This is a genomic window from Streptomyces sp. 4F14 (assembly GCF_048159485.1).
GTDB lineage: Bacteria > Actinomycetota > Actinomycetes > Streptomycetales > Streptomycetaceae > Streptomyces.
Map to the genome: position 1 here is coordinate 1 of NZ_JBLRVY010000311.1, position 339 is coordinate 339.

At 68.4% G+C, this 339-nt stretch carries 1 protein-coding gene; it reads right to left on the minus strand.

All coding sequences use genetic code 11. The annotated features are described in order from the left end of the window. The coding region (locus ACLZOT_RS50870; protein WP_416976102.1) for a hydantoinase/oxoprolinase N-terminal domain-containing protein at window positions 1-267 on the minus strand (267 nt) is incomplete at its 3' end. Between the last annotated feature and the right edge of the window lie 72 nt (window positions 268-339).

The window sequence follows — 339 nt, forward strand, 5'->3', positions numbered from 1 at the left end:
GCGGAAGCCTCGGGTGATGATCAGGAGGGTCCGCTCGCCCTTGCGCTCCAGGAGGGCGTTGGTGGCGACCGTTGTTCCCATGCGGACGGCCTCGATGGGGTCCTGGGAGCCGTCGAGCAGCTCGTGTACGCCCGCGACGGCCGCGTCGGAGTAGCGAGCGGGATTCTCCGACAGCAGCTTGTGTGTCAGCAGGCGGCCGTCGGGCCGTCGCGCGACGATGTCCGTGAAGGTGCCGCCACGGTCGACCCAGAACTGCCAGCCTGTCACGTCTTTACCCCGCTTCCGCGCCGCTCACAGCGCCCGCAGGCCGTTGATCACGTCGCGCAGAATACTCTCGTC